Genomic DNA, 20,905 nt, shown 5'->3' with positions numbered 1-20,905 from the left:
TCATTATACTTTGCACTAGTTGTACGATAACGTACCAGATAAGTCCACTCCACCGCGCCATTCACCGAGCGTTGCGTCATGAGCCGAACTGTCAACACCATGCCTGCATCTCCCCGCTGTCATCGTTTGTTGCTGACCGGCGCCGCCGGCAACCTGGGACTGGTGCTGCGCCCCCGTTTGAAAGCCTACGCGGACATATTGCGTGTCTCGGACGTGGCGGCCCTGGCCCCGGCGGAGCAAGGCGAAGAAGCCGTCTCCTGCAACCTGGCCGATGCCTGCGCGGTTTCCAGCCTGATCCAGGGCGTGGACGCCATTGTGCATCTGGGCGGCGTTTCGGTGGAGCGGCCTTTCGAGGAAATCCTGCCCGCCAACATCCAGGGCATCTACAACGTCTACGAGGCCGCGCGGCTCCATGGCGTCAAGCGCGTCGTGTTCGCCAGCTCGAACCACGTCATCGGCTTCTATGAACAAGGACGCACGCTGGATGCGGACGTCCCGCCGCGCCCCGACGGCTACTACGGCCTGAGCAAGGCCTACGGCGAACACCTGTCGCGCTTCTACTTCGACCGCTACGGCATCCAGACCGTGTGCCTGCGCATCGGCTCGTCGTTTCCCGAACCCAAGGACCGCCGCATGATGGTCACCTGGCTCAGCTATGACGACCTGACCGATCTGGTCGTCAGGTCCTTGTTCACGCCGGACGTCGGCCACCTCATCGTGTATGGCGCCTCCGCCAACCGCGACAGCTGGTGGGACAACAGCGGCGCGGCGGTGCTGGGCTTCGCGCCCAAGGATTCCTCGGAGCGGTTTCGCGCGCAGGTTGAAGCGCAGGCGCCGCTGCCCGCCGACGATCCCGCCGCGCGCTACCAGGGCGGCGCGTTCGTGAAGGCCGGCCCTTTCCCTTTCCCCAACGCCTGATCCGCTCCCATGCCCGTGACCGCCGAACGTATAGGTCCCTTGTTGTGCGGCGTAGGAGAAAGCCCGGTGTGGCGCGCCGCCGACCAGGCCTTCTACTGGACCGACATCCCGGGCAAGGCGCTCTGGCGCTGGTCGCCCGCCAGCGGCGCCTTCACGCATTGGGCACTGCCCCAGATGGCCGGGTCCATCGCCATGCGCGGCGCCGGATGGCTGCTGGCCATGGAAGACGGCCTCCATGCCTGCGGCGCGCTGCAAGCCGGCGCTCCCTGCGCGCCGACGTTGCTGGCCGCCGTCGGTCATGCAGCCCCCGGCATGCGCTTTAACGACGGCCGCTGCGACCGGCAGGGGCGCTTTCTGGCGGGCACCATGGCCATGGACATGAGCCTGGCCCTGCCGGCGGGCCGGCTATACCGCCATGACGCGGCGGGCATGTCCGTCCTGCTGGACGACCTGATCGTTCCCAACGGCCTGGCCTTCAGCCCGGACGGCAGGACGATGTACCTGTCGGACTCCCATCCATCGCGTTCGACGGTCTGGGCCTTCGACTACGACCCCGACACCGGCGTCCCGCGCAATCGCCGCAGCTTCATCGCCGCCCTGCCCGCGGGCCGGCCCGATGGCGCGGCGGTGGACACGGACGGCGGCTATTGGATCTGCGGCAACGATGCCGGCCGGATCTACCGCTACACGCCAGACGGTCGCCTGGACCGCAGCCTGGAAGTGCCTGCCGCCAAGGTCGCCATGTGCGCATTCGGCGGCGCCGACATGGGCACGCTTTTCGTCACCTCGATCCGCCCCCCGCATGCCGCCCCCGGCGCGCTGGACGGCGCTGTCTTCGCCTTGCGTCCCGGCGCCCAGGGCCTGGAGGAAACCGCCAGCGCCGGTTAGCACCCGATCGGCGCCTGTTGCGCGCCCACGCAGAGTAGGTCAGACCATATCAAAGAGCTTCGGGGCCGCTTCGGCCCTCAACGAAACGCCGTACTCCCAACCGGAGGTAGACATGCTGCGCCCTCACCTGACCCGCGCCATTTTGGCGGCGGCCGCATTGCTGACGCTTGTACCCGCCACCCATGCCGCCGAGCTGCGCTCCGCGGACATCCATCCCGACGACTACCCCACCGTTCAGGCCGTGCGCCAGTTCGGAGAGCTGGTCAAGCAACGCACCAACGGCCGCATCACCCTGAAGGTGTATGCGGGCGGCTCGCTCGGCAGCGAAGACGATTCGATCGAACAGGTGAAGCTGGGCGCCCTGGCCATGGCCCGCGTCTCCAGCGCGGCCATGCACAACATCTGCCAGACCACGCGCGTGCCGTCGCTGCCCTTCCTGTTCCGATCCAAGGACCACCTGCACAAGGTGCTGGACAGCGAAATCGGCGATCAGATCCTGCGCTCGTGCGAGGGCGCCGGCTTCGTGGGGCTGGCGTGGTACGACAGCGGCTCGCGCTCCATGTACACGCGCAACAAGCCCGTCAAGACGCTGGCCGACGTCAAGGGCCTGAAGATCCGCGTGCAGCAGTCCGACCTGTCCGTCGCCATGGTGGAAGCCATGGGCGGCAACGCCACGCCGATGCCGATGGGCGAGGTCTATACCTCGCTGAAGACCGGCCTGGTCGATGCGGCCGAGAACAACTTCCCCAGCTACGAAAGCGCGCATCACTTCGAAGTGGCCAAGTTCTACTCGATGACCGAGCACACCATGACGCCGGAGATCCTGATCTTCTCCAAGCGCCAATGGGACAAGCTGCCGCCCGATGACCAGAAGATCCTTCGCGAAGCTGCCCGCGAATCGGTGCCCTTCATGCGCAAGCTGTGGGACGAGCGCGAACAGAAGTCGCGCGCCGTGGTCGAGAAGGCCGGGGCGCAGATCGTGGAAGTGGACAAGCCGTCGTTCCAGGGCGCGATGAAGCCCGTGTACGACCGTTACGTCACCACGCCCGAGATGAAGGATCTGGTCGCCAAGATCCAGGCCGTGAAGTGAGGTCATCATGCTGGCGACACCTACGAATGAACCTCAGGTAACCGCGGGAGGCCGGGCGCAAGCCCTGGCCGCCCCGCTGGACGCCTACGCGCGCGGCTGCGCCAAACTGGCGCGCGCATGCATGTGGACCAGCGTGTTCGGGCTGATCTGCCTGATCATCGCCGTTACCTTGCAGATCTTCGGACGGCACGTGCTCAACAGCACGCCGACCTGGGCGGAAAGCCTGGCGCTGCTGCTGGTGCTGTACGTCACCATGCTGGGCGCCGCGGTCGGCGTGCGCGACGCGGGCCACATCGGCTTCGAATCGCTGCTGGACGCGCTGCCCGCCGCCGGACAGCGCCGGCTCCGGATCTTCATCCATCTGCTCGTGCTGCTGTTCGGCGTGCTGATGGCGTGGAACTGCGCCGTGCTGGCCGAATCCGTGGCGGCCTACAAGATACCCAACCTGGGCATCTCCAACGCCTGGAAGTACATCCCCGCAACCCTGTCGGGAGGCTTGATCGCGCTCTTTTCCATCGAGCACATCATCGCCATCCTCCACAACCAGAAGGTGGTGCCGGCATGGCGCTGACTCTGCTCTCCTTTACCTTCATGGGGTTCCTCGTGATCGGGGTGCCGGTGGCCTTCGCCATCGGGCTGTCCTCCATCACGGCCATCATGTACGAAGACCTGCCGCTGGCGGTGGCCTTCCAGCAGATGACCTCCGGCATGAACGCGTTTTCGTTCCTGGCCATTCCCTTCTTCATCTTCACGGGCGAACTGATGCTGTACGGCGGCATCGCCGACCGCATCGTGGCGTTCGCGAAGTCGCTGGTGGGCCATGTGCGCGGCGGCCTGGGCATGTCCAACGTGCTGGCCTGCACGCTGTTTGGCGGCGTGTCGGGATCGCCCGTTGCGGACGTGTCGGCGATGGGCTCCGTGATGATCCCGATGATGAAGCGCGAGGGCTATCACGCGGACTACGCGGTCAATGTCACCACGCACGCGGCGCTGGTGGGCGCGCTGATGCCGACCAGCCACAACATCATCATCTACACGCTGGCCGCGGGCGGCAAGGTGTCGATCGCGGCGCTGATCGCCGCCGGGGTGGTGCCCGCCCTCATCCTGACGGCATGCAATCTTGCCGCCGCCTACTTCGTCGCGCGCAGCCGGGGCTATCCGGCCGGCACCTTCCCGGGCTGGCACATCGTGCTGCGTTCGATGGTCGCCGCCGCGCCCGGCCTGTTCGTGGTCGTGCTGATCATCGCGGGCATCCTGAGCGGCGTCTTCACCGCGACCGAATCCGCGGCGGTGGCGGTGCTCTATGCGCTGGCGCTGACGATCTTCGTCTACCGCTCGCTGACCTGGGACCAGTTCGTGCGCGCCGCCAGCAAAGCCGTGAAGACCACGGGCGTGGTGCTGCTGCTGATCGGCATCTCCGCCACCTTCGGCTACCTGATCAGCTTCTATGGCGTGGCCGAGAAGACCGGCCAGCTGATGGCGTCGGTGTCCACCGAACCGTGGGCCATCTTCCTGATGGTCAACATCATCCTGTTCGTGCTGGGAACGTTCCTGGACATGGCCGCCACCATCCTGATCTGCACGCCGATCTTCCTGCCGATCTGCATGCAGTACGGCATGGGGCCGGTGCAATTCGGCATGGTCCTGCTGTTGAACTGCGCGCTGGGGCTGAATACCCCGCCGGTCGGCACCACGCAGTTCGTGGGGTGCGCGATCGGTGGCGTATCCGTAGGCACGGTGATGCGGACCATCTGGCCGTTCTACGGCGCGCTGCTGGCCGCGCTGGCGCTGGTGACCTATGTCCCGGCGTTTTCGCTGTGGTTGCCTGGCGTGCTGCTCAACTGACCGCGTCGGCGCGGGGCGGGCCGTCCGCGGGCCGCCCCAAGATCACCGGATAGAAGAAAACCGCCGCCAGCAGCCACATCAGCGCGGCGGACCAGATCGTCTGGCTGAGAAAATGCGCCCCTTGCAGGATGCGCACGACGGAAAACCCCAGGCCGGCCGTCACCCCGATGGCCAGCCCACCCCAACGCCAGGCGGGCCGTCCCAGCGACCAGCCCACGAAATACAGGCTCAGCATGGCGTACCCCGCGCCGGCATGACCGCTGGGCAGCGCGCCCCCGGCGCGCGCGCGCGCCCAGGTCCACCAATGCAGCGGATATGGCGTATAGCCGCCCAGGGTGTCCAGGTCATAGGGGCGCGGCAAGGTCGTGTGGTGCTTGAGCTGGTTGACCAGCAATTGTCCGGCCAGGCATGTCGCCGCCACGGCCAGCGCCGCACCCCGCCAGCGCCGCCAGGCGGGTATGCGGAAACTCGCCGCCACCACGCCAGCCGCGGCCAGGGCCACGCCGATCGGCAAGGCCAGCACCATGCGATGGCCAAGCAGTTCCAGCCAGCGGCTGCCATGCAGCGGAAAGCCGTCCAGGACCGGATCGAACAGCGTCCGGGCGATGCGCAGGTCCAGCCCCGAGGCGTTGGCCCACCACGCCAGGCATGCCAGGATCAGCGTGACGCCGAGCACGTGCGTGAGCAGGTACGAAACTCTGGCCGGCGCGCGGGGCGCCGGCAGCGAAGGGGACGACATGGGAGCGATGAACCGGGACGTATCGGGCAAGCGGAGACTGTACGGTCCCGACAGTCGAAAATTCGTCAAATTTGCGCGCGCGCCCGATTTACCGCGGCGTCGGGTTCGAAGCGCAGCGTGAAGCGCGTGCCGCGCGCATCGCCTTCGCGGGAGGACTCGACATTCAGCGACCAGCCTTGCATGTCGCAGACGCGCTTGGCGATCGCCAGGCCCAGCCCGCGCGCCGCTTCGTCGCCGTCCGCCACGCCCGAATCCCGCATGCGGCCGCTGTAGTAGCGGCGAAACAGAAACGGCAGATCGGCGGCGGCGATGCCCTTGCCGTCGTCTCGCAGTTCAAGCCCCCCCTGGGCGCCCAGCGTGGCCGTCAGGGTGGCCGGGGCCGCGTGCTCGACTGCGTTGCGGACCAGGTTGCGCAAGACCGTCAGCAAGGCATAGCGGTCCAGCGTGAGCACCTGCCCCTCGGATATCTGGTTGTCGAAACGCAGGTCCGCGATCTTGGCCTGGGCCGCATAGCCGCGCCAGGCGTCTTCCATGCATTCGGCGATGTCGACGGGTTCCGGCGGCCGGAGCTGGTCGCGCGCCATCGCGCGCGCGCTCTCCAGGCTCATGATGACATCATCCACGTTGTCCACCACGCGGGTCAGGCGCACGCGCTGATCCGGCGTCAATACCTGCGTCAGCAGCATCAGTTCGCTATCGGAACGGATGGCCGCCAGCGGCGTGCGCACCTCGTGGCTGAGATTCCCCGCGAATTCGCGCTCGCGGGCGATCGATCTGTCCACCTGGTTCTGCACGCGATTGAACGCCTCGATCAGCCGGCCCGCCTCGTCGTCGCGCGTGACGGCCATGTCGGGTGATCCGGGCGCCCAGGTCGCCAGGCGGTCCGTCAGGTCCAGCAGCGGGCCGACCGCCACCGCCGCCACGCGGCGCGACAGCGCATAGGCTCCGACCACGCAAATGGCGCCCACGCCCAGCACGATCAGGCCAAAGTCATGGACGCGTTCTTCGTTGTCGGTCGCGTCGTACAGCAGATACACCCTGCCCCGGCCGGTCTCGGCCACCATCACGTGCCAGGTATAGGCGCCTGGCTCGATCAGGTGCAGCCCGCTGTCGAGCGACAGGATTTCCGGCGGCATGCCGGCGGGGGGCTGCCCATCCACGCTCAACCAGGCGCGCATGGATCCGCCCAGCTCGCGCGCGCCGTTGCGCGGCAGGAATTCGTCGCTGGTGCGCGCGTGCTGCACCAGGCGGTCCATCTCGGTGTTGAGGATGTCGTTGACCAGATCGTCTTCCATCTGGTCGAACGTCAGGTACGCCAGCAAGGCCAGCGCCGTGACGAACAACGCCACCGTTCCCGTCAGCGCCCACACCACGCGCTGGGTCAGCGTGCCGGCGGCGGCGCGCGTCATGACGGGGTTCCGGGCAGGATCAGCCGCCAGCCGGTGCCATGCACGGTCTCGATGCCGTCAAAGCCCGCATCGGCCAGGGCGCGCCGCAGCAGGTGAACCTGGCTGCGCAGCGCGTCGGACGACGGCGGCTCATTGCCCCACAGCACCGATTCCAGTTCTTCGCGCGATGCCACTCTGCCGGGATCGCGCAGCAGGACTTCCATGATGAGGACTGCCTTGCGCGTCAGATGGACGGGAACGCCATTGACGGACACGGCGCGGCTGCGGGTGTCGTACTGCAAGGGGCCGAAAGCGCGCACCGAGTCCACCGTCGACCCCCTGGCGCGCAGGATCAAGGCCAGCAGGCGGGCCTCGACCTCGAGCAGGGCAAACGGCTTGGTGAGATAGTCGTCCGCGCCGTGCGAAAACCCCGCCAGCTTGTCTTCCAGGCTGTCGCGCGCGGTCAGCATCAGCACCGGCACGGCCAGCCGCCGTTCCGTGCGCATGGCGTGGAGCACGGCATTGCCGTCCATGCCCGGCAGGCCGATATCCAGCAGCACCGCGTCGAAACGCTGCTCCTGCAGGCGCTGCAACGCGGCCTGGCCGCTGTAGGCCACATCCGGAAGGAAGCCGCGCGCCTCCAGGAAGCTGTACAGATTGCCGGCGATGATGTGGTCGTCCTCGACGATCAGCACCCGGTGATGCGCACCCGCCGCGAGACTCGCTGCCATGGTCATGGTTTTCCTGGGAACAAGAGCGTCTACGCTTGCAGCACTTTGCCCGGGTTCATGAGCCCTTGCGGATCCAGCGCGCGCTTGATCCTGCGCATCAGCGCCAGCTCGACGGGACTCTTGTAGCGGGGCAGCTCATCGCGCTTGAGCTGGCCCACGCCATGCTCGGCGCTGATGGAGCCATGATGCGCATGCACACTGTCGTGCACCACGCCGTAGACTTCGCTTTGCAGCGCGAGCAGCTCGGTCTCGGTCTGCCCGGGGGCATTGGCCACGTTGTAATGCAGGTTGCCGTCGCCCAGATGCCCGAAGATCACATGGCGCACGCCGGGAAAACGCGCTTGCAGCAAGGCATTGGTCTTGTGCACGAAACCCGCGATCGACGAGATGGGAATCGACACGTCATGTTTGACCGATTTCCCCAATTCGGCTTCCGCCAGCGGGATGCTCTCGCGCAGGTGCCACAGGGCCTTGCTCTGCGCGACGTTGGCCGCGATGGCGGCGTCGTTCACCAGGCCGGCATCGATGGCCTCGCCCAGCACGGTCTCGAAACGCTCGCGCGCGTGCGTCTCGCTTTCGCTGTCGGACAGCTCCAGCAGGGCAAACCAGGGCGACGCGGCGGATTCGCCTTCGAACGGCAGGCGCTGCTGCGGGAACAGGCGCACCACCGCCTGCAGGCAGGCGCCGCTCATGAGTTCAAAGCCGGTCAGCGCCGCGCCAAATCCCGAGCGGGCGCGCGACAGCACCTCCACGGCGCTGTCGATGCTGTCCAGCGTCAGCAGCGCGGTGCACGAAGCCACCGGCCGGGGATACAGCTTGAGCGTGGCGGCGGTAATGATGCCCAGCGTGCCTTCGCTGCCGATATACAGGTCGCGCAGGTCGTAGCCGGTATTGTCCTTGCGCAGGCCGCGCAGGCCGTCCCAGACCTCGCCTTCCGCGGTCACGACCTCCAGGCCCAGCGTCAGGTCCCGCGTATTGCCGTAGCGCAGCACCTGCGTGCCGCCGGCGTTGGTCGCCAGGTTGCCGCCTATGGTGCAGCTGCCTTCGGCGGCCAGGCTCAGCGGGAACAGCCGGTTGGCCGACGCGGCGGCCTCCTGCACGGCCTGCAAAATGCACCCGGCTTCCACGGTGATGGTGTCGTTGTCGGTATCCAGTGCGCGCACGGCGGTCAGCCTTGCGGTGGACAAGACCACGGCGGTGCCGGAATCATCCGGGGTTGCGCCCCCGCACAGGCCGGTATTGCCGCCTTGCGGCACCACCGGCACCCCGTGGCTCGCGCAGAGCTTCATCGCGGCGGCCACCTCGGCGGTCGTGCCCGGGCGTATTACCGCCAGCGCCGAGCCGCGATAGCGGCGGCGCCAATCCTGCACATAGGTGTCGGCGTCGGCGCCGGTCAGCACGTGGGAAACGCCCAGGAGGGACTGTAGATCGCTCAGCAATGTCATGGATGCCGCACAAGGAAGGCCTGGTCGCGCCCAGGCGCTGTTCAAGGGATGTGCGAACTATTGTAGGGGCTGATCCGTCCGGGCCGAAGCCCGGCCCGCGTCAGCCGACCGCCTGGTCCAGGCGGGTCCCCGTCATGCCCGAGCAGAACGCCCGGGAAGCGATGCGGTTCATGAGGAAGGCGCGATCGACGCCCGCCGGTCCGGGCAGTTCCGACAGCGCGCGGTAAGCTCGGCGCAGCACTTCGCCCCGCGTCGCACCGCAGACCAGCAGCCGGGTGCACGGCAGGCGGCGATCGCCGCAACCGTCGATGCGTACTTCCAGCGCATGGGCGGCCACGGGTTCATGGTCGGCGACCGCCATTGTCTCGGAGTGGGCTTGCGCCTGGGCATCGATGACGCGGAACACGCCGCTGCGGTCATCCAGCGAGAACGCGACCGTGCCCATGCCCTGCCAGCCCCGGTCCCGCGCCACGCTGGCGGCCACGGTACGCAACGCGCTTTCAATCGACGACGCCAGATGCGGCGCCGGGCATTCGGCGATCAGGACCCGGGCCTCGCGCCAGACGCTGCGCTCCCAGGCGCGGCCGGTGGCCAGATCGCCTTCGGCGGACACGGATACATGGATATCAAGCCGGCGCTCGCGGCCGGCCGCTGGCCCGGCGTAGTTCGTGGGGGGGCCCCGCCTGCTGGTGGCGCCGCCCGATGACATGACAGTGGATACTTTGGCGCCCATGGCCCCTCCTGGTCTTTCTGCTTGCATAGCAAGCGTATCACCTTCGGATGACGAGCAAGTTCCATGCCATGCGCACCGCCCTCTGCAAGGCCCTTTCCGCCCCCCGGACCCTGCACCGGAAGCAGGCCGAGGCGCACGGCTGGCGCACCAAACCAGGGCAGACGCCACCGTGAAAACGCCCTACTCCGCCCGCCGGATGAAGTCCCCCCCGCCAATGGGGGATAATTCCGGTCTTGACCCCTTGCCATGGCGGTTTTGACATACGGGTTTACCATTACTCCCGGTCAAACCCGCGCTGTCCCCCTCTTATCAAGGAATCGTCGTGGGCAACAATACTCAATTCCCGGCCTCGGTTTTCAAGGCCTATGACATCCGCGGCACGGTGCCGGACCTGATCGACGCCTCCTTCGCCCGCGCGTTGGGCGTGGCGCTCGCCGCCCGCGCGCGCGCCGAAGGCGTGCAGACGCTCGTGGTTGGCCGTGACGGCCGGCTCAGCAGCGAAATGCTGTCGCTCGCGCTGCAGGAAGGCATGCTGGAAGGCGGCGTGGACACGCTGGACGTCGGCATGGTGCCCACCCCGCTCGTCTACTTTGCCGCGAACATCATGCAGACCGGCTCCGGCGTGGCCATCACCGGCAGCCACAATCCGCCCAAGTACAACGGCTTCAAGATGATGATGGGCGGACGCGCCCTCTATGGCGATGACGTCCAGGCGCTGGCCCAGGCCATGAACGGCGCGGCCCCCGCGCCTGCCGCCAGCGCCGGCACCCGCCGCCAGCTCGACCTGGTGGCTGCCTACATCGCGCGAGTCGCCTCCGGCGTCAAGCTCGCGCGTCCCATGAAGATCGCCATCGATTGCGGCAACGGTGTTGCCGGCGCCGTCGCGCCGCAGCTGTTCCGCGCCCTGGGCTGCGAAGTCGACGAACTGTTTTGCGAAGTGGACGGCACGTTCCCCAATCACCACCCCGACCCCGCCGAGCCCAAGAACCTCCAGGACCTGATCAGGCACGTCGCCGAAAGCGATTGCGAACTCGGCCTGGCGTTCGACGGCGACGGCGACCGCCTGGGCGTGGTCACGAAATCCGGCCAGATCATCTGGCCCGACCGGCAACTCGTGCTGTTCGCGCGCGACGTGCTGGAGCGCAACCCCGGCGCCACCATCATCTATGACGTGAAGTGCAGCCGCCATGTGGGCCTGTCGGTCGAGGCCGCCGGCGGCGTCCCGCTGATGTGGAAGACGGGCCACTCGCTGGTCAAGGCCAAGCTGGCCGAAACCGGCTCGCCGCTGGCCGGCGAAATGAGCGGGCACATCTTCTTCAAGGAGCGCTGGTACGGTTTTGATGACGGTCTCTACACGGGCGCCCGCCTGCTGGAGATCGTGTCGCGCTTTGCCGATCCCTGCTCCCCGCTGGAAGCCCTGCCGCAAGACGTTTCCACGCCCGAGCTGAAGCTCGAAATGGAAGAAGGCCAGCCCTTCACGCTGGTCAAGGCCTTGCAGGACCAGGGGCAGTTCCCCGACGCCAAGCGCGTGATCACCATCGACGGCGTGCGGGCGGAATACGCGGACGGGTTCGGGCTGGCACGTCCGTCCAACACCACGCCCGTCGTGGTGCTGCGCTTCGAAGCGCAAACCGCGCAAGCACTGGAACGCATCCAGGCCGACTTCCGCCGTGAACTGAGCAAGCTCGCGCCAAACGCCACCCTGCCTTTCTGATCCGCTTATGCCCTTATCCAACAGCCCCGCGTGGCAGCAATTCACCGCAGCGACACGCGCCGCATCGCGGGACGGCCAGCAGTTGCGCGTCATCAGTGCTCCAGGACTGCGCCTGGACTTGAGCGCGCAAGCCCAGTCCCCCGCCTTGCAAGCCGCCTCGGCGGCCTTGCTCGCGCAACAGGGTTTCGAGGCCGCGCGCGCTCGGCTTTTCGATGGGGGCCACGCAAACTGGACAGAAGGCCGCGCGGCATGGCACACCGCATTGCGCGCCCCCGAGCCGCCCGCCATGGTGGCCAATGCGGTGCTGGCCGAACGCGAACGCCTGCGCGAGTTCGTGCGCGAGGCGGATGCGGCCGGCCGGTACAGCGGCGTCCTGCACCTGGGCATCGGCGGCAGCGACTGGGGCCCCAGGCTCGTCACCCGCGCCTTGCGCCACGAAGGCGCGCGGCGGGAAGTGCGCTTCGCGTCCAACGTGGATTCCCATTCCGTCGCCGACGCGATGAGCCGGCTGGACCCTCACAACACGCTGGTCATCGTCGCCTCGAAGTCGTTCACCACCACCGAGCCGCTGGCCAACGCCGAAGTCGCGATGAACTGGCTGCGCGAGGCCGGGGTCGCGGACCCCATCAAGCAGGTCGTGGCGATCACCGCCAACGTCGAAGCGGCGCTGAACCTGGGCATCCTGCCCGATCACATCTTCCAGATCTGGGACTGGGTGGGCGGCCGCTATTCCCTGTGGTCCGCTATCGGCCTGCCCATTGCGCTGGCGCTGGGCAATGACGCGTTCGACCAGTTGCTGGCGGGCGCCGCGGCCATGGACGAGCATTTCCGCACGGCGCCCATCGCCGAAAACGCCCCCGTGCAGATGGCGCTGGCCGGCGTGGCCAACCGCAGCGTGCTGGGCTATGACTCGCTGGTCATCGCCCCCTACGATTCGCGGCTCTATCACATCGTGCCCTGGGCGCAACAGCTGGAAATGGAATCGCTGGGCAAGGTCGCCACCGCCGACGGCAGTCCGGCTGGTGTGCCGACCGGCGCCGCGGTGTGGGGCATGTCGGGCACCGACTGCCAGCACACCTTCTTCCAATGGCTGCACCAGGACGCGTCCGGCGCTCCCGTGGACTTCATCCTGTGCGAACAGCCGAACCACGCCTATGCACGGCACCATGAACTGCTGATCGCCAATTGCCTGGCGCAGCGCTCCGCGCTGCTGCGCGGCAAGTCATACGAAGAAGCCTTGGCCGAAACCTCCGCCACCGAAAGCGATCCCGCGCGCGCGCGCGTGCTGGCGCAACACCGCGTCCATCCGGGCGGGCGCCCCTCCTCGCTGATCGTGCTGCCCCGCCTGGAGGCCTATACGCTGGGCGCGCTGCTGGCCATGTATGAACACAAGGTGTTCACGCAAGGCGTGATCTGGGGCATCAACCCCTTCGATCAATGGGGCGTGGAGTTTGGCAAGGTGCTGGCCAAGAACATCATGCGCGAACTGGACGCGCCGCAGGCCAGCCAGCAGGACCCGTCCACCCGCTACTGGATCGACGCCATCAGGCGCTGAGCGCGTCGTACAGCTCCACGTGAACTTGCGCGACCCGCTCGACGTTGAATTCGCGTTCCGCAAGCGCCCTGCCCGCCTGGCCCATGGCCTGGCGCAATGCCGCATCGCCAGCCAGGCGGGCGATCGCATCGGCCAGCGCCTGCGCGTCGCGCACCGGCACCAGCAAGCCGGTCACGTCGGGTTCGATGGCGTCGCGGCAGCCCGGCACATCGGTCGTCACGACCGCCCGGGCGCACGCCGCGGCTTCGATCAGCGACTTGGGCAGCCCCTCGCGATAGGACGGCAGCACGGCAATGTGCGCGGCCGCATACAGCGCCGCCACATCCGAGCGCTCGCCCAGCGCCTCGACGCTGCCTTCCCGCCGCCACGCGTCCACATCGTCCTGCGTGGCCGACGTGGGATTGCCGGCGTCCACGCCGCCCACCAGCTGCATCGTCACCGGCACGCCACGCTCGCGCAGCAGTCTTGCCGCCTGGACGAATTCCTGCACGCCCTTGTCGCGCAGCAGGCGCGCCACCATGGTGACGACAACAGGCGGAGCCGCCGGCTCGGGCGAGGCGCGATAGGCGTCCAGATCCACGCCCGCGCCGCGGATGATGACGACCTGATCGTTGCGCACCGCGCCCAGGGACTTGAGCATGTCGCGGTCATTGGCGTTCTGGAAGATCACGCGGCTGTTGGGATGGCCCAGCGCGACCCGGTACAGGCGCGCCACCACGGAACGCACCAGCCGCATCTTCAGCGAATTGGAAAGAAAGACGAAGCCCAGACCTGAAATCGCGGCCACCATGCCCGGCACGCGGGTGAGCCGCGCGGCGATGCCGCCGTAAAGCACCGGCTTGATGGTGACCAGATGGACTACCCGAGGGCGCAGGCGGCGGAACAGGCGGATCAAAGCCAGCAGCGTGCCCAATTCCTGCAGCGGATGCTTGCCGCTGCGGGTCATGGGAATGGCGTGGTGCGTCATGCCCAACGCCTGGATCTCGGCCACGGCCGGTCCGTCCATGGTGGCCACATGCACGTCATAGCCGGCCCGCTGAGCAGCCAGCGCCACGGGCACGCGATGCGACATGAAGAAGGCCGGGTTATTGACGACAAACAGCAGACAGCGTCCGGCGCTCATGCTTGGACTCCAGAAATGCCGCGCCAGACGGCGATATAGCTTTGCACCATGCGCGCAAGATCGAAATGTTCGAGCACGCGCGCGCGCCCGGCTTCGCCCGCGCGCTCGCGGCCACGCGCGGCCACGTCGCACAAGGCGCTCTCGATGCCGCGAGCCAGGGCCTCGGCCTGTTCGGGCGGCACCACTACGCCGGTATCGCCAACGATGTAGGCCGCGTCTCCGACGTCGGTCACGACGCAATACACCCCGCAAGCCATGGCTTCGGCCACTACGTTCGGAAAGCCCTCCGCGCAGCTCGACAACACATGCAGATCCAGCCCGTTCATCATGGCGGGCACATCGTCGCTGGGGCCGTTCAGCAGCACGCGGTCGCGCAGGTCCAGCTTGTCGATCAGAGCTCCGAGCTCGGCGTTGCCAGCCGTCATGTCCCGGCCGACCAGCACGCAGCGCAGCCCGGCATCGCGGCCGTCGCGCACCAGCGCGGCCACGGCGCGCAGCAGATTGGCATGGTCCTTGAGCGGGTCCCATCGCGCCACGCAGCCGATCACGGGCACGTCCTCGGACAACCCCCACTGCGCCCGAACCCGCGCGCGCGCCAACGGATCCGGCGCGTAGCGCGACAGGTCATAGCCGTTGGAGATCACCACGAGGCGGTCGTGCCGGTAGCCCTTTTCGGCGTGGCGCTGCGCCGCGTTCTGCGCCGCGCACACGATCGCCTTGGGCACGCTGCCCGACAGCAGCGCGCACGCGCGCAGCACCAGGCGGGCCGAGCGGCTGCTGCGTTCCAGATGTGCGCCCGAATTGCGGATGCCCCACGCAATGTCCCGCACCCCCGCCAGACGCGCCGCCAGGCCGCCGATCAGGTCGGCGTGATACATCCAGGTCTGCACGGCGTCCGGACGCGTCCGCGCGATCAGGCCGCGCAGGGCCATGAAGCCGCCCAGGCTGACGCGTCCGCGCTTCATGCCCAGCGCATGCACGGTCACGCCCGCGGCGCGCAGGCGTTCGCCATAGATGCCCTCGTCGGTCAAGGACACGACAACATGCTCGACCTCCACGCCCGGGTAGGTCGCCAGGCGGAACAGCACGGACTCCGCGCCGCCCTGCCCCAGGCCGGTGATCACATGCAGGATACGCAATGCGGAGGCGCTCATCGCCCCTCCCGCACCGCTTCGAACAGTTCATCCCATTCTGTCAGCACGCTGGCCAGCGCGTAGCGGTGGCGCACGGCGGCCGAACCGCGCATGCCCAACTGCTGGCGCAGCGACGCGTCGCTCATCAGGCGGTGCAAGGCGTCGGTCAGCGCGACGCGATCGCCGGCCGGCACCAGCAGCGCGTCCTGGCCGTCCCTCGTCATTTCGCGCGGACCGCTGGGGCAATCGAATGCCACGCAAGGCAGGCCCAGCGACATGGCTTCCAGGAGGACATTGGGAAAACCTTCCACCAGCGAGCTCAGCACGAATGCCTGGCCGCGCGCCAGTTCTTCCCACGGCGCTTCGGTGCGCCCGGGCAGGCTGATCCGCGATTGCAGGCGCAGTCGGGCGACCTGCTGCTCCAGCGCGCCGCGCTCGGGGCCTTCGCCCCAGATGCGCAGGTTCCAGTCCGGAAAATCCGGCGCGAGCTGCGCGAAGACATCAATCAACAGGCTGAACTGCTTGTCAGGGACCAGCCGCCCCATCGCAATCAACTCGCGCGGCCCGCCGTCGTCGCGCTGCTGCACCCGCGGCGCATCCAGCAGCGGCGCGGGCAGGGGATTGGGAATGACGGCCAGGCGCTTGATGCCCGGCACCTGGCGCGAGAACGGGCCCGCGGTGTCTTCGGCCTGCACCGTCACCATGTCGGCATACGGATACAAGAGGCGGCGCAGCATGCGCCAGGCGGTGCCGGTCGTGGTTTCGGCGACCGGGTTGGTGCGTTCGCAGACGATGAGCGGCACTCGCAGGCCGGCAGTGGCCAGGATCGCCGCCACATTGACGTTGGTCAGGAAGGACACCACCACGTCCGGCCGGGTGTCGCGGATGTGCTTGCGCAAAACCAGAAGCCGCTTGAACGCGGCTGCCGGACCGGACACCCGCGTGCCCGCCAGGTCCGCCAGCCACGCCAGCTCGACTTTGTCCGACAAGGGATAGAAGCAGGTTCCCTTGGAGGAATAGGTAGGCGTAAGGATGACGGTATCCCCGCGCTCGGACCATGCGTTGACCAGCGTCGCGGCCACTCTTTCGGCGCCGCCCGCGTGCATGGAACTGACCAGCATCAGTATCTTCATTCGTCAACGCCCCTCAACCGATCCCCCTTGATCCATTCCCGCGCGGTAACGATCCAGCCAGGCCTGCATCATCAGCACGCCCCACAGATGGCTGTCCCAGTTACGGTGCCCCGAGGTGTGTTCGCGCCACTTGCGCAGGATGGGCTCGGGTTCGAACCAGCCTTCCTGGCGCAGGCGTGCCGGGTCCAGCAGCGCATCGGCCCATTCTCGCAAGGGGCCGCGCAGCCAGGCGGCCAGCGGCACGGCAAAGCCGCGCTTGGGACGGTCCACCAACGCCTGCGGCACGTGGCGATGCAGCACCTGGCGCAGCAGCCACTTGCCGGTATTGCCACGCACCTTGTATTGATGGGGCAGGCTCCACGCGAATTCATATACCCGGTGGTCGATCAGCGGCACACGCGTTTCCAGGCTCACCGCCATGGCCGCGCGGTCAACCTTGACCAGGATGTCGTCGGGCAGGTATGTCACCGTGTCCAGCTTCATCATCGATTCGAAGGTGGAACCCTGCATCGCCCGCTCGAACTCCGATACCGGCTCGACGCCGCCCTTCACGACGCTGGACGGATCCGCCCAGTACGACACGAAGAGGCGGTAGAACTCGCCACGCGTATCGGCGCGCAGCAGTTCGCCCAGCTTGCCGACCTTGCCGCGCCACGCGCCGCGCCCGGGCAGATGGGTGGAGGCGCTGAGCAGCGCACCGGCCGGCTTGCGCAGCAGCGCGGGAAAGCGCTCGCATTGCTGCCACCAGTTGTTCACGCGGAAGTAGCGTGAGTAGCCGCCAAAGAGCTCGTCGCCGCCATCGCCGGACAAAGCCACCGTCACGTGCTGGCGCGCCATGCGCGTCACCAGCGACGTCGGGATCTGCGACGAGTCCGCGAACGGCTCGTCGTACATGTCGGCCAGCGAAGGAACCACCGCCAGCGCGTCCTCCGCCGTCACGTAGAGCTCCGTGTGATCGGTGCCCAGGTGCGTGGCGACGGCCTTGGCGTGCTGCGCCTCGTCATAGCCCTTCTCGTGAAAGCCGATGGCGAAGGTGCGCACCGGCTGCGAGCTTTGCGCCTGCATCAGGGCGACGATGGTCGAGGAATCGATGCCGCCCGAAAGGAACGCGCCCAGGCTCACGTCAGACAGCATCTGCCCGCCGACGGCCTTGGACAGCACGCCCTCTAGAGCATCCGTGGCTTGCGCGTCGGATTCGAACGTCAGCCTCGATTGGGCGGCCGTGTCGGCGGCGTCGCGCGCCGACCAGTACACGCGCGGCTCGGGCATGCGGCGGCTGCGGGTATCGTCCGCGGTGAACTCCACCCAGGTGCCCGGCGGCAGCTTGGCAATGCCCTCGTAGATGGATTGCGGCGCCGGAATGTAGTTGTGCCGCATGAACGACGCCAGCGCATTGCGGTTCAGGTTGCGGCCGAAGCCCGGGATCGGCATCAGGCCCTTGAGCTCGGAGGCGAAGACCAGCTCCGCGCCCGAATAGCCGTAGTACAGCGGCTTTTCGCCCATGCGGTCGCGCGCCAGCACGAGCTTGCGCGACGCCTTGTCCCACAGCGCGATGGCGAACATGCCCACCGCGGCCTGCAGGGTGGCCTCGATGCCTAGCGCCGTAAAGCCCGCCAGCAGGGTCTCGGTATCCGAATGACCGCGCCAGGACGGCGCCAGCGCCGACTGTTCGAGCTGCTTGCGGATGTCCAGGTGGTTGTAGACCTCGCCGTTGAACACCATCACATAGCGGCCGCAGGCCGACGTCATGGGCTGGTGGCCCGCTACGGTCAGGTCCAGGATCGCCAGGCGGACATGCGCCAGCGCCAGTTCCGCGCCGGTGTCTTCCCAGAAGCCATTGCTGTCCGGCCCGCGATGGCGAATACGGCGGCAGCTTTCCGCCAGCACCTGCGCCTTGTTCCCGATGGGGCCCCAAATTCCGACTATTCCACACATGATGAGGTTCTCGTGGTCACCGTAGCAACGGCGCGCCGCGCGGGCCTAGCCCGGTCCGCGGACACCGTCAAAAATTTCCTGCCATTTCCGCAGCACTCGCGCGGCCGAGAACCGGTCGCGCACATCAGTTGCCGCCTGCGCCATGCGCAAACGGCCTTGGTCATCGCTCATGACGGCGTCCAGCGCCTTGCACAAGGCGGGCACGTCGCCATTGGGCCGCACCAGCACGCCGTCGACGCCTTCGCGCACGATCTCGCGCGGGCCCGTGTCGCAATCGAAAGACACGGCGGCCAGCCCGCTGGCCATGGACTCGAGCAGCGTGTTGGAAAGGCCTTCAAAGCGCGACGTCAGCACGTAGAGGTGGGCGCTGTCATACCAGTCGCCCACATTGCCGGCTCGCCCGGGCATCGCGATGCGCGATTCCAGCCCGGCCTCGCGCACCTGCGCCTCCAGGGCTGGCCGTTCGTCGCCCTCGCCCAGAATAACCAGATCCCAGTCGGGATGCGATGGCGCCAATTGCGCATAGGCCTGGATCAGGAGGTCAAAGCCCTTGTCCGCATGCAGCCGCCCCACCGCCAGCAAGCGCTTGCGTCCATCGCCCGTCACCGGGGTCAGGATGGGCTCGGCGCGCGGCAGCGGAAAGTGAACCGGATTGGGAATGACCGCCAGCCGGGAGCCTGGCACGTGCCGATCCAGCCAGTCGGCCGTGCCGCGGGTCAGCGCCACCACGCGCGCGGCGCGCGGATAGGTCAGCCGCCGCAGGCGCTGCCAGAACCCCGACAGGGTCTGGGACGGCGGATGCGTATGTTCGGTCGCGATCACGCGGCAACCCAGGCCGGCGCAGGCCAGCACGGACAGCACGGACGCCGTCGTCATCATGCCCAGCACGATGTCGGGCCTGAAGGCCTTGATCACCCGCCGCAGGGCGCGCACCCGCTGCACATTGCTCCAGATGCCGCGCAGTCCGCCGCCCTCGCCCGCCGTATGGAGGATCTCGCGGCGGACCTTGGGATGCAGCGTATAGACATCGCCTTCGGCGCCGGCCTGCGTCACCACCATGACCTCGCGGCCCATGTCGGCCCAGTGGGCGCTCAGGTCGGCGGCAACCCGTTCAGCGCCGCCGCCATGCAGCGAATGGATGAACAGCAACACGCGCGTCGATCGGGCGGAGTCGGCTACGGACATTCAATCGGCCTCCCTGGGTTCGGCCTTGCGCATCGCCACCACCAGGTAGCAGGCGAAGGACAGCACATACATGAGGCTGGTCGCCAGCATGATGCCGGCCGCGCCCATCCGGGGCGCCAGCACGGTGTTCAGCACGGCCTTCAGCGCAAAATTGGCGACCGCGATGGCGGCCATGATGCGGTAGCGGTTCTGGCTGGCCAGCAGTTGCACCAGGATCAGCACCCCGAAATAGAACGGCAGCTGCAGCAGCCCCCAGCGCAACACATGCGCGACGGCCTCGGTATTTTCGGCGGTGAACGCGCCGCGCTGGAACAGCACCGACACGCCCCACGGCGCCAGCACCCAGCCCACGGCAACCGCAACGGCGCCCGCGCCCACCATCAGCACCGACCATTTCAGCGCCATGCTGCGCGCGCGCGCGGTGTCGCCGCGCGCCTGCACGTCGGCCAGCACGGGCAGCGCGGCGCGCCCGACGGACACTGCCCCGATGCCCAGCAACAGGGACAGCAGCCGGCTGGCGTAGCCCAGCGTGGCGTTGGCGTTGGCGCCCAGGTTGGCGGCGGCGTATTGGTCCAGCGGACCGACAAAGCTCATCGCCACCTGGCCGATCAGCATCACGCCGGCGGCGCTCATCAGTTCGGGCCAATGCGGCGACCTCAGGGTCAGGCGCGGCGCGCCCCAGAAGCCGCCATCGGCACGCGCCGCCAGCCAGGCCAGCCAGACGGTCTGGATGGCGTAGCCGACCAGCGTGCCCCACAGCAGCGGCCCGACGCCATCGGCGCTCACGGCCAGCATGACCCAGGCCAGCGTCGCCACGGCGGGCACGCTGTCCAGCAACGTATTGACGTGCCGTTCTTGCGCGCGCAGGCGCGCGGCGCTGATGCCGGCGACCAGCAGCAAGGCCGACACCGGGGCAAAGGCGAACAGCAGGTCGCCCGTCATCTCGCGCACGCGGACGGACAGGCCCTGGCCCAGCCCGTTCACCACATAGGGCCAGGCGAACCAGGTCAGGATGGCCAGCGCGACACCGCCCGCGGCGACCCATCCCTGAAGCTCGCGGATGAATTGTTCTTTTTCGGCGCCACCGGCGCGGCGCAGCCGCACCAGCACCGGAATCAGCACCACCGACAGGACGCCCACGATCGTGACGGGCAGCCAGGTGGCCATGGTCATCGTGAACTGGTAGGCGTCCACGGCGTCGCTGACGCCGTAGCGGTACGCCACCGCCATCTCCTTGATGGCGCCGGCGGCCTTGCCCAGCAACAGGAACACGGCCACCCGGAACGCGCCCTTGAAGATGCGCTGATGGTCCGGGTGGATGTTGCCGAGTTTTCGGATGAGTGCTTTCAA

General features: G+C 67.9%; 18 protein-coding genes. 7 read left to right on the top strand and 11 right to left on the bottom strand.

What is annotated here, in order from left to right:
• Window positions 1-78: 78 nt before the first annotated feature.
• From HLG70_RS25970 to HLG70_RS25950, 5 genes are all read left to right on the top strand, one after another.
• Complete coding sequence (locus tag HLG70_RS25970) at window positions 79-918, top strand: NAD-dependent epimerase/dehydratase family protein (RefSeq protein WP_171664847.1); 840 nt, start codon at window positions 79-81, stop codon at window positions 916-918.
• Between the two features lie 9 nt (window positions 919-927).
• Complete coding sequence (locus tag HLG70_RS25965) at window positions 928-1,806, top strand: SMP-30/gluconolactonase/LRE family protein (protein ID WP_171664846.1); 879 nt, start codon at window positions 928-930, stop codon at window positions 1,804-1,806.
• 112 nt (window positions 1,807-1,918) lie between these two features.
• The gene (locus tag HLG70_RS25960) at window positions 1,919-2,896 is read left to right on the top strand and encodes a TRAP transporter substrate-binding protein (RefSeq protein ID WP_171664845.1); all 978 of its coding nucleotides are present in this window, start codon (window positions 1,919-1,921) and stop codon (window positions 2,894-2,896) included.
• Between the two features lie 7 nt (window positions 2,897-2,903).
• Window positions 2,904-3,467: a TRAP transporter small permease gene (locus HLG70_RS25955; protein ID WP_171664844.1), complete on the top strand. Its 564-nt coding sequence runs from the start codon at window positions 2,904-2,906 to the stop codon at window positions 3,465-3,467.
• Window positions 3,458-4,741 (top strand): TRAP transporter large permease, encoded by a 1,284-nt coding sequence (locus HLG70_RS25950; RefSeq protein WP_171664843.1) that lies wholly within the window; start codon window positions 3,458-3,460, stop codon window positions 4,739-4,741. Before HLG70_RS25955 ends, HLG70_RS25950 begins: the two co-directional genes overlap by 10 nt.
• Here HLG70_RS25950 and HLG70_RS25945 read toward each other — a convergent pair.
• From HLG70_RS25945 to HLG70_RS25925, 5 genes are all read right to left on the bottom strand, one after another.
• The gene (locus HLG70_RS25945; RefSeq protein ID WP_171664842.1) at window positions 4,734-5,480 is read right to left on the bottom strand and encodes a phosphatase PAP2 family protein; all 747 of its coding nucleotides are present in this window, start codon (window positions 5,478-5,480) and stop codon (window positions 4,734-4,736) included. The genes HLG70_RS25950 and HLG70_RS25945 overlap by 8 nt on opposite strands.
• A 65-nt stretch (window positions 5,481-5,545) precedes the next feature.
• Entirely contained in the window at window positions 5,546-6,889 is a 1,344-nt protein-coding gene (locus HLG70_RS25940; protein WP_171664841.1) for a sensor histidine kinase, read from the bottom strand.
• Window positions 6,886-7,599 (bottom strand): response regulator transcription factor, encoded by a 714-nt coding sequence (locus HLG70_RS25935; RefSeq protein WP_171664840.1) that lies wholly within the window; start codon window positions 7,597-7,599, stop codon window positions 6,886-6,888. The genes HLG70_RS25940 and HLG70_RS25935 overlap by 4 nt, the downstream gene beginning before the upstream one ends.
• A 29-nt stretch (window positions 7,600-7,628) precedes the next feature.
• On the bottom strand, window positions 7,629-9,044 hold the full coding sequence (locus HLG70_RS25930) for an FAD-binding oxidoreductase (RefSeq protein WP_171664839.1): 1,416 nt from the start codon (window positions 9,042-9,044) through the stop codon (window positions 7,629-7,631).
• A gap of 100 nt (window positions 9,045-9,144) precedes the next feature.
• Window positions 9,145-9,777, bottom strand: a complete 633-nt coding sequence (locus tag HLG70_RS25925) for a BPTD_3102 family carboxylase-like protein (protein WP_171664838.1) — start codon at window positions 9,775-9,777, stop codon at window positions 9,145-9,147.
• 322 nt (window positions 9,778-10,099) lie between these two features.
• Here HLG70_RS25925 and HLG70_RS25920 point away from each other — a divergent pair, with 322 nt between their 5' ends.
• Together HLG70_RS25920 and pgi are read left to right on the top strand one after the other, a co-directional pair.
• Window positions 10,100-11,491 carry a phosphomannomutase/phosphoglucomutase gene (locus HLG70_RS25920; RefSeq protein WP_171664837.1) on the top strand — a complete coding sequence of 464 codons (1,392 nt, stop codon included), beginning with the start codon at window positions 10,100-10,102 and terminating at the stop codon, window positions 11,489-11,491.
• Window positions 11,492-11,498: 7 nt separating this feature from the next.
• On the top strand, window positions 11,499-13,046 hold the full coding sequence (gene pgi / locus HLG70_RS25915; RefSeq protein WP_171664836.1) for a glucose-6-phosphate isomerase: 1,548 nt from the start codon (window positions 11,499-11,501) through the stop codon (window positions 13,044-13,046).
• Here pgi and HLG70_RS25910 read toward each other — a convergent pair.
• From HLG70_RS25910 to murJ, 6 genes are read right to left on the bottom strand one after another with little or no spacing between them, the layout of a single operon-like run.
• Window positions 13,036-14,169 (bottom strand): glycosyltransferase family 4 protein, encoded by a 1,134-nt coding sequence (locus HLG70_RS25910; protein ID WP_171664835.1) that lies wholly within the window; start codon window positions 14,167-14,169, stop codon window positions 13,036-13,038. The two genes, pgi and HLG70_RS25910, sit on opposite strands and share 11 nt — an antisense overlap.
• On the bottom strand, window positions 14,166-15,323 hold the full coding sequence (locus tag HLG70_RS25905; RefSeq protein ID WP_171664834.1) for a glycosyltransferase family 4 protein: 1,158 nt from the start codon (window positions 15,321-15,323) through the stop codon (window positions 14,166-14,168). Before HLG70_RS25905 ends, HLG70_RS25910 begins: the two co-directional genes overlap by 4 nt.
• Window positions 15,320-16,435 (bottom strand): glycosyltransferase family 4 protein, encoded by a 1,116-nt coding sequence (locus tag HLG70_RS25900; protein ID WP_171664833.1) that lies wholly within the window; start codon window positions 16,433-16,435, stop codon window positions 15,320-15,322. The genes HLG70_RS25905 and HLG70_RS25900 overlap by 4 nt, the downstream gene beginning before the upstream one ends.
• 3 nt (window positions 16,436-16,438) lie before the next feature.
• Window positions 16,439-18,370: an asparagine synthase (glutamine-hydrolyzing) gene (asnB, locus tag HLG70_RS25895; RefSeq protein WP_171664832.1), complete on the bottom strand. Its 1,932-nt coding sequence runs from the start codon at window positions 18,368-18,370 to the stop codon at window positions 16,439-16,441.
• Window positions 18,371-18,415: 45 nt separating this feature from the next.
• Window positions 18,416-19,555: a glycosyltransferase family 4 protein gene (locus tag HLG70_RS25890; protein ID WP_171664831.1), complete on the bottom strand. Its 1,140-nt coding sequence runs from the start codon at window positions 19,553-19,555 to the stop codon at window positions 18,416-18,418.
• Window positions 19,556-20,905 (bottom strand): murein biosynthesis integral membrane protein MurJ, encoded by a 1,350-nt coding sequence (gene murJ, locus HLG70_RS25885; RefSeq protein WP_171664830.1) that lies wholly within the window; start codon window positions 20,903-20,905, stop codon window positions 19,556-19,558. It lies immediately after the preceding gene.

It is taken from the genome of Achromobacter deleyi, assembly GCF_013116765.2.
In the GTDB taxonomy this organism is placed as follows: Bacteria; Pseudomonadota; Gammaproteobacteria; order Burkholderiales; family Burkholderiaceae_B; genus Achromobacter; species Achromobacter deleyi_A.
This window is presented reverse-complemented; position numbering and strand designations above follow the sequence as displayed.

Bases quoted from the DNA above. Each gene is read 5' to 3' on its own strand.
- HLG70_RS25970 (WP_171664847.1), top strand. From the start codon at position 79: ATGAGCCGAACTGTCAACACCATGCCTGCATCTCCCCGCTGTCATCGT.
- HLG70_RS25965 (WP_171664846.1), top strand. From the start codon at position 928: ATGCCCGTGACCGCCGAACGTATAGGTCCCTTGTTGTGCGGCGTAGGA.
- HLG70_RS25960 (WP_171664845.1), top strand. From the start codon at position 1,919: ATGCTGCGCCCTCACCTGACCCGCGCCATTTTGGCGGCGGCCGCATTG.
- HLG70_RS25955 (WP_171664844.1), top strand. From the start codon at position 2,904: ATGCTGGCGACACCTACGAATGAACCTCAGGTAACCGCGGGAGGCCGG.
- HLG70_RS25950 (WP_171664843.1), top strand. From the start codon at position 3,458: ATGGCGCTGACTCTGCTCTCCTTTACCTTCATGGGGTTCCTCGTGATC.
- HLG70_RS25945 (WP_171664842.1), bottom strand. From the start codon at position 5,480: ATGTCGTCCCCTTCGCTGCCGGCGCCCCGCGCGCCGGCCAGAGTTTCG.
- HLG70_RS25940 (WP_171664841.1), bottom strand. From the start codon at position 6,889: ATGACGCGCGCCGCCGCCGGCACGCTGACCCAGCGCGTGGTGTGGGCG.
- HLG70_RS25935 (WP_171664840.1), bottom strand. From the start codon at position 7,599: ATGGCAGCGAGTCTCGCGGCGGGTGCGCATCACCGGGTGCTGATCGTC.
- HLG70_RS25930 (WP_171664839.1), bottom strand. From the start codon at position 9,044: ATGACATTGCTGAGCGATCTACAGTCCCTCCTGGGCGTTTCCCACGTG.
- HLG70_RS25925 (WP_171664838.1), bottom strand. From the start codon at position 9,777: ATGGGCGCCAAAGTATCCACTGTCATGTCATCGGGCGGCGCCACCAGC.
- pgi (WP_171664836.1), top strand. From the start codon at position 11,499: ATGCCCTTATCCAACAGCCCCGCGTGGCAGCAATTCACCGCAGCGACA.
- HLG70_RS25910 (WP_171664835.1), bottom strand. From the start codon at position 14,169: ATGAGCGCCGGACGCTGTCTGCTGTTTGTCGTCAATAACCCGGCCTTC.
- HLG70_RS25905 (WP_171664834.1), bottom strand. From the start codon at position 15,323: ATGAGCGCCTCCGCATTGCGTATCCTGCATGTGATCACCGGCCTGGGG.
- HLG70_RS25900 (WP_171664833.1), bottom strand. From the start codon at position 16,435: ATGAAGATACTGATGCTGGTCAGTTCCATGCACGCGGGCGGCGCCGAA.
- asnB (WP_171664832.1), bottom strand. From the start codon at position 18,370: ATGTGTGGAATAGTCGGAATTTGGGGCCCCATCGGGAACAAGGCGCAG.
- HLG70_RS25890 (WP_171664831.1), bottom strand. From the start codon at position 19,555: ATGTCCGTAGCCGACTCCGCCCGATCGACGCGCGTGTTGCTGTTCATC.